6 protein-coding genes are annotated in these 6,246 nt (G+C 69.6%); 2 read left to right on the forward strand and 4 right to left on the reverse strand.

Annotated elements, in window-relative coordinates; translation table 11 throughout:
- Nucleotides 1-2 precede the first annotated feature (2 nt).
- The 4 genes from ACFYR3_RS37645 to ACFYR3_RS37660 form a co-directional block, all read right to left on the reverse strand.
- Nucleotides 3-389: a hypothetical protein gene (locus ACFYR3_RS37645; protein WP_389286474.1), complete on the reverse strand. Its 387-nt coding sequence runs from the start codon at nt 387-389 to the stop codon at nt 3-5.
- A gap of 134 nt (nt 390-523) precedes the next feature.
- A complete protein-coding gene (locus tag ACFYR3_RS37650; protein WP_389286475.1) occupies nt 524-2,245 on the reverse strand; it encodes a relaxase/mobilization nuclease domain-containing protein in 1,722 nt (573 codons plus the stop codon).
- A complete protein-coding gene (locus ACFYR3_RS37655) occupies nt 2,242-2,529 on the reverse strand; it encodes a mobilization protein (RefSeq protein ID WP_389286477.1) in 288 nt (95 codons plus the stop codon). Before ACFYR3_RS37655 ends, ACFYR3_RS37650 begins: the two co-directional genes overlap by 4 nt.
- A 902-nt stretch (nt 2,530-3,431) precedes the next feature.
- The gene (locus ACFYR3_RS37660) at nt 3,432-4,094 is read right to left on the reverse strand and encodes an ATP-binding protein (protein WP_389286479.1); all 663 of its coding nucleotides are present in this window, start codon (nt 4,092-4,094) and stop codon (nt 3,432-3,434) included.
- Between the two features lie 152 nt (nt 4,095-4,246).
- Here ACFYR3_RS37660 and ACFYR3_RS37665 point away from each other — a divergent pair, with 152 nt between their 5' ends.
- Entirely contained in the window at nt 4,247-4,411 is a 165-nt protein-coding gene (locus ACFYR3_RS37665; protein ID WP_389286481.1) for a hypothetical protein, read from the forward strand.
- Nucleotides 4,412-4,667: 256 nt separating this feature from the next.
- Nucleotides 4,668-6,136, forward strand: a protein-coding gene (locus ACFYR3_RS37670; RefSeq protein WP_389286482.1) for an IS3 family transposase whose coding sequence is annotated in 2 segments (ribosomal slippage) — nt 4,668-5,007 and nt 5,007-6,136 — 1,470 coding nt in all. Because the reading frame shifts where the segments join, the coding sequence is not laid out codon by codon here.
- The last annotated feature ends 110 nt before the right edge of the window (nt 6,137-6,246 follow it).

Below are 6,246 nucleotides of genomic sequence, written 5' to 3' on the forward strand. Positions count from 1 at the left end.
CGTCAGAAGGTGTTCGGGGCGAAGGGCCGAATCGAGTCGAGCATGAGGCCGAGCAGCCGGTTGAACTCGGTCCGGTCGTTCTCGCTCATGAGCTGGACGGTGTTGCCGAGGTTCTTCTCGGTGAGCTGTTCCATGAACGGGGCGAGGAAGCGCTGAAAGGCTTCCGGTGCTTCCTCCCGCGTGCGCTGGTGCTCGCGGTACCGCGCGAGCTGTTCGTGCACCTCTTCGAGCTCGACGCGGGTGGCGGTGAAGGCGAGGGCTTGTTCCTCCTTGCTGAACGGGCGTCCGTCGCGGTGGCTGTACGTGCTGGTGTCGGATCGGCGCTTGAAGTCCGCGTCGCACAGGAGGGCGACGATGTCGGGGCGGGGCCGGATGTTGGTTTCGGGCATACGGGTGCTCCTTGTTGGAGTCGGGTGGGTGTGGATATCAATGGTCCGGAGGATCGCCGGTTTGCCCAACCGGCGATCGTCGGCTATGTTCCGCCGCTTCCTTCCCGGTCAGCGCCGACGGCTGGAGTCGTTCGTTACGTCGGGCGCCGGTTGCGCGGTGGGGCGGTCGACGACGGGTTGTGCCGGTGGTCTCGGGCGGGTGTGGCGTGGGGGTTTTCGGGCAGGGCGGGCAGGTGTGCGCTGCGGCGCAGGCGCCATACCAGTACGTCGCTGACGGAGTCGGCGGTGTCGAGCTCGCGCCGTGGGGCGGCTTCGGCCAGGAGGGCGGCCGGATCGTGGCCGGCTCTGTGTGCGTCGTCGAGGGTGGCGGCCAGGGCGGGCCAGCCAGCCTCGGCCAGAACCTGTTCGGCCAGCTCTGGCAGTACCTGCTGGAGAAGGCCGGTCTGCCGCTGCCGGATATGCGGGGCCAGTCGATGGCCGTGCTGGCAGAGGGCGGCCATGGGCTCGGTGCCGGCGGCCTGGTAGGCGGCGCGCAGGTGTTCGGCGGCCTGTCGGGCGGTGGCGGCCTGCTGGCTGTGGTGCCTCTTGGCGTGCCAGTTCGCTGCAGCGATGGCGAGGAAGAAGACCATGTCGATGAGCATGGCGGTGGTGGCGCCGTCTTCGCCGCGGCCGAGTGCGGGGCCGCTGTGGACGAGATCGCGGGCGGCCTGGCGCAGAGCTCGGTCGTGCCCGCGTACGGCTCTGATGTGGGAGCGGCCGGCCCGCTCGAACGCGAAGGCCGCCTCACGGAGTTCGGTGCGGGTGTGGGCGGCGGAGGTCTTGGCGAGCGCGTCCAGGACCTCCCCGGCGGCGGCGATCTGGGCTGCCGCTGCGCCGTTGCTGCCGTGGTCGATGATCAGCAGGGCCTGCCAGGTGGCGGCGGTGGCCCGGCGTCGCGCGAACGCGGGGCCCGTCACGGGCGGCAGGGCGGGTTGCTCCGGCCCGGAATTGTCCGTTGCGGCGGCAGCTTCTGCGGGAAGGGTCCAGCGTTCGCGGATGCGGGGCAAGGACAGATCGGGTGCGAGTGTGGAACCGGAGTAGAAGACCGGCTCGTTGTCCTTGTTGCGGTCGTCGGGGAGGGCGACCTTGTAGCCGAGCAGGTCGCCGGAGGGCGCGACGCGCTTGCGGATCAGCAGACCGGCGGCTGCCAGGCGGTCGAAGAACTCCTCCTGTCCGGTCGCGCCGGCCACCGCACGGCGTACGGTCTCCCGCAGTTCTTCACGGGCCGTGCGTTCCCGGCCCGTGCGTTCGGCCTTGTGCCGCTCGGCGCTGGTGGCTCGCTTGGCGGCGGTGCCGTCCCCGGGCGCGACCTGGTGCAGGCCGAGTTCCTTCTCGATCAGGCGGCATTCGGCTTGGGCGCGTCGGCCGGAGCGGTGGTGGTCGGGGCGGCGGCCGTCCTCGCGTACGAGGGTGGCGATGATGTGGATGTGGTCGTCGGCGTGGCGGACGGCGGCCCACCGGCAGCCAGCGTCGTCTACGTCGCCGGGGTCGATGCCGGTGGCCGCCACGATGCGGCGGGCGATCCCTTTCCATTCTTCGTCGCTCAGGATGCGGTCGGTGGCTGCCGTGCGGACGGAGCAGTGCCACACGTGCTGGTCGGGCCGTTGGTCTGCGTCAAGGAGGTGCAGTGGCTGGTCGAGAAGCCGCTGGAGGTCTTCCTTCGTCGCGGAGGGGTCGCGGCCGGGGTCGGGTGCCATCAGGTGGTCGAAGGAGGCGACCAGGTGCGGGTCGACGTGCTCGTCGCGGGTGCCTTTGCCGTAGAGGTAGTTGAGCAGCCCGCGGGTGCTGCTGCCTTGCTTGTGGATGCGAGGGATCAAGTGGCCCCGTCCTTCTGGCGGTTGTTGATCCGTTCGACGGCTTCCCTGGTGGCGATGGCCGCGCGGCGGACGTCGGTGAGGGCTGCCTCGATGCGGGCGATGTCGCCGCCGGAGTTGAGGACCTTGGTCATCTGGTTGAGGTTGCTGCCGGCCCAGCCGAGTCTTCGTGCTGCGGCGAACAGCTCGGTGAGGACGTCGTGGTCGGTGGCGATGATTGCGGCGGTACGGGTCTGATCGCGGGCGGCGGCCAGCGCGGAGTGGGCGAGGAATCCGGCGACGCTCATGCCGACGGCATCGGCGCCGGCCTGGATGACAGCGTGTTCGCGTTCGTTGAGGCGGACGCTCTGGGCGGGGCGCTGCTTCTTGTCACGCGGACGTGACTTCCCCCTGGCTTGGCGCTTGTGCCCGGCTTTGGCCGGCTGTGATCCGCCCTCGGTCGCAGCCTTCCCGTCCGGCGCCCCCTGGCGCTGGTCGGTCCCCGCCACCCCTGGGGCGGGGACGGGTTCGGACGCTCCCCCCGCGGGGGAGTGTCCGAACCTCCAACTTGCTTCGCCTGTGGCTGAGGTGGAGGACTTGAGGCTGGGGCGGTCTGGGGCTTCGTGGTGTGACAGGTGCATCGGCTCTCTCTGGGGAAGTGGTCCGGGGAGGGATGGGGCTGTTGAGGCGTGATGGTCGTGCGCAGACGCACCTCGGGCACGGGACTGGGCGTGGTTGCTTCTGGGGCGACCGGTGGGTGGCGGGGACCGGTCCCCGCCGTTCGTTGCTTCGGGGACCGTGCTTCCGACGGCTGGTGTCCTGGTCCCGCGGGTGGGGACCGAGGGGGCCTCGACGTCTCCGCGACGGTCCCCGGTCCCCGCGACGGTCCCCGGTCCCCGGTCCCCGCGACGGTCCCCGGTCCCCGGTCCCCGCGACGGTCCCCGGTCCGCGTGCCTGGTGTTCCGTTTCGGGGACCGGCTTTCTGGGGGCCGTGTGCGCGGTGACCTGCGTCTTTGCGGGGACCGATCCCCGAACTACTTGGGGACCGGTCCCCGGTGGGACTGTCCCCGACGGACCGTCAGGGGGACCGTCCCCAAACGGGAACCGGTCCCCTTGTGCCCCGGCGTGGTCCTCGGTGCTGGTCCCGTACGGTCCCGGGCGGTCGGAGTTTTCTGGTCCCCGATGTGGCGGGGGACCGGCTTCGGTGTGGTCAGGTTGGGGTGTGGCGTCTGCGGTCGGGGCCGGTGAGGATGACGCGTTCGGTCATCTCGGAGAGCCGGGAGGCGACGCGGTCGCCGAGTGCGGCGCGTAGTTCGGTGGTGGGGAGGTTGGTGGTGATGAGGGTGGGGAGCAGGTGGTCGTACCGGTGGTTGATGAGCCGGTAGGTCAGTTCCTCGGTCCATTCGCTGGCTTTGGCCGCGCCGAGGTCGTCCAGGAGCAGCAGGGGGCTGCGGGCCAGGGACTGCAGGTCGCGTTCGGAGTCGTGGCCGGAGCGGGGGCGGAGGCGGGCGTAGAGGTCGGCGGCGGTGACGGCCTCCCAGCGCAGCCGGACTTTGGCGGTGAGGAGGGCGCGGATGGCGCCGTACGCCTGGTGGGTTTTGCCGGTGCCGGTGGGGCCGGCGATCAGAAGTGATGGGCCTTCGGAGATGCCGGTGGCGCCGGCGGGGCCGGGGCGTGCGGCGCGGGCGATCTCGTCCACCCATGCGGTGATTTGGGGGTTGCCGGCGAGAGCGGTGCGGTAGCGGGCGGGGATGCGGGCGGCTGCCGTTTCCAGTGCCGCGTTCGGCTCGGCGGGCGGGGCCGCCGCGACGGCCTCCGGAGCGATGCCACGGGCGTTGAGGATCGCACCGAGGCGGTCGACCAGCGGGCCCACGGACTGGGGCGGGCGGGTGCCTGTGGCGGTCGTGGTGCTCAGAGTTCACCTCCGTAGGCGGCGGCGTCGGCGGGGTTCGTCCACGCCTGATGGGGGACGCCGTGCGGGGTCGCGTTCATCGCCTCGTGGACGAGGCTGGGCAGCACGCTGGGATGCAGCCCCTTGGTGCGCTGGCGGGTCAGTCCGGCCCGGATGCGGTCGGGGTTGATGCCTTCCGCGAGGAGAGTCTTGACCTCGCGTCCGAGGTGTCCCAGGACGCTGGAGGGCGGGCGCTCGGCACACGCGGCGACGTATTCACCGATGAGGACATCGACTGAGACGGTCTGGGGCGCGGGGGCGCTCGCGCCCCCCGAAGGGGTAGATCCTAGCTCCCTGTTCCTAGATCCTAGATCCGGACCGTGAGGGCTCCCGGAGTGCTCCGGGAGCCCTCCTTGTGTCCGCGATGAGGGCTCGCTGAATCGGTTCTGACCTGCGGGTTCTCCAGAAGGTGCGTTCCCCTCTCTGTCAAAGTAGGTCGAGTCAGGCATACTGGATGATTCATTGAGTCGAGGGCGGAGAAGGAGTAGTGCCCGAGTGGCCAGCACAAACGACCACGGGGTCCCTGATCCGCAGGTAGAGGCCCGTTCGTCCGGTCCGCGCCGGTATACAGCGGAGTACAAGGCGAGGATCCTCGCGGAGTACGAGACGTTGGACAAGAAGGGCAAGGGTGCTCTGCTGCGGCGGGAGGGGTTGTACTCGTCGTTGATCACGACGTGGCGGCAGCAGCGGGACAAGGGCGCCCTGGATGCGTTCGCCGCGGCGGCCGGACGGCCGAAGGCGGACCCGAGGGACAAGGAGATCGCGAAGCTGAAGGCGGAGAAGGCCCGTCTGGAAGCCGATCTCGCGAAGGCCCGCACTGTCATCGAGGTCCAGGGAAAACTCTCCGCGCTGCTCGACCAGTTCGCCACGGACAGCGCCCCGGACCGGACCGGCGAGAAGAACACGTGACCATGGCCGATCCCGCGGCCGTGTTCGAGGCGGCCTGCGACCAGGCCTTGGAAGAACTCGCTCCCCTCGTGGGGCGGGTGCAGGCGTGCGCGGCGCTCGGCGTGAGCCGTGCCACCTACTACCGCCAACACCGTCGAAGCCCCGCCCCGGCCAAGCCGCGGCGGGAACGGCGCCGACACCCCCGCGCTCTCGCGCGCGAAGAGGAGATACGGGTCCTCGATGTGCTCCATTCCACGGAGTTCGCCGACATGGCACCCGCCGAGATTTACGCCATCCTCCTCGACCGGGGTGTCTACCTGTGCTCGGAGTCGACGATGTACCGGCTCCTGCGACGGCATGGCGAGGTCCGTGAGCGCCGCCGCCAGGCCGTCCACCCGCCAAGGGCGGTGCCCGAACTGGTCGCCGACGGCCCGAACCGCGTCTGGAGCTGGGACATCACGAAGCTGAAAGGTCCGGTCAAGGGCGTCTACTACTGCCTCTACACCATCATCGACATCTTCAGCCGCTATACGACTGGCTGGATGATCGCCGGCCATGAGAACAAGGACCTCGCCGAGCGGTTCCTGTCCGAGACGATCGCCAAGTACGGCATCGGACCTGGCCAGTTGACGATCCACTCGGACCGTGGGTCCCCGATGGTCGCGCAGAACGTCGCCCAGATGATGGCCGGCCTCGGCGTCACCAAGTCCCACTCCAGACCGAAGACATCGAACGACAACCCCTACAGCGAGAGCCACTACAAGACCCTGAAATACCGGCATGACTTCCCGGACCGCTTCGGCTCCCTCGAGGACGCCCGTGCGTGGTGCACCCGCTTCTTCACCTGGTACAACGAGGAGCACCGCCACTCCGGGATCGGCCTCCACACCCCCTACGACGTGCACTTCGGCCTCGCCGAGCAGCTTCGCGAGATGCGTGCCGACGTCCTGGAGGCGGTCTACGCGAAGCACCCCGAGCGCTTCGTCCGCAAGCCGCCCGAGCCACCGAAGCTCCCCGAAGCGGCCTGGATCAACAAGCCGACGGCAGACGGCCCACTGATCCCGGCACAACGTTAGAACGATCTACCTGCCTTGACAGAGCTTGGTCATGGTTCGCGACCTCTTCGGCGGTGCAGCTGATTGACCATGGTGGGCAGGGTCACGGTAGTGCCATGGACTTACAGGCC

It is taken from the genome of Streptomyces sp. NPDC005784 (assembly GCF_042871525.1).
Lineage (GTDB): Bacteria > Actinomycetota > Actinomycetes > Streptomycetales > Streptomycetaceae > Streptomyces.

Excerpts from the sequence above, each read along its gene's own strand:
- ACFYR3_RS37645 (WP_389286474.1), bottom strand. The coding sequence starts at position 389 with ATGCCCGAAACCAACATCCGGCCCCGCCCCGACATCGTCGCCCTCCTG.
- ACFYR3_RS37655 (WP_389286477.1), bottom strand. The coding sequence starts at position 2,529 with ATGAGCGTCGCCGGATTCCTCGCCCACTCCGCGCTGGCCGCCGCCCGC.
- ACFYR3_RS37665 (WP_389286481.1), top strand. The coding sequence starts at position 4,247 with ATGCAGCCCCTTGGTGCGCTGGCGGGTCAGTCCGGCCCGGATGCGGTC.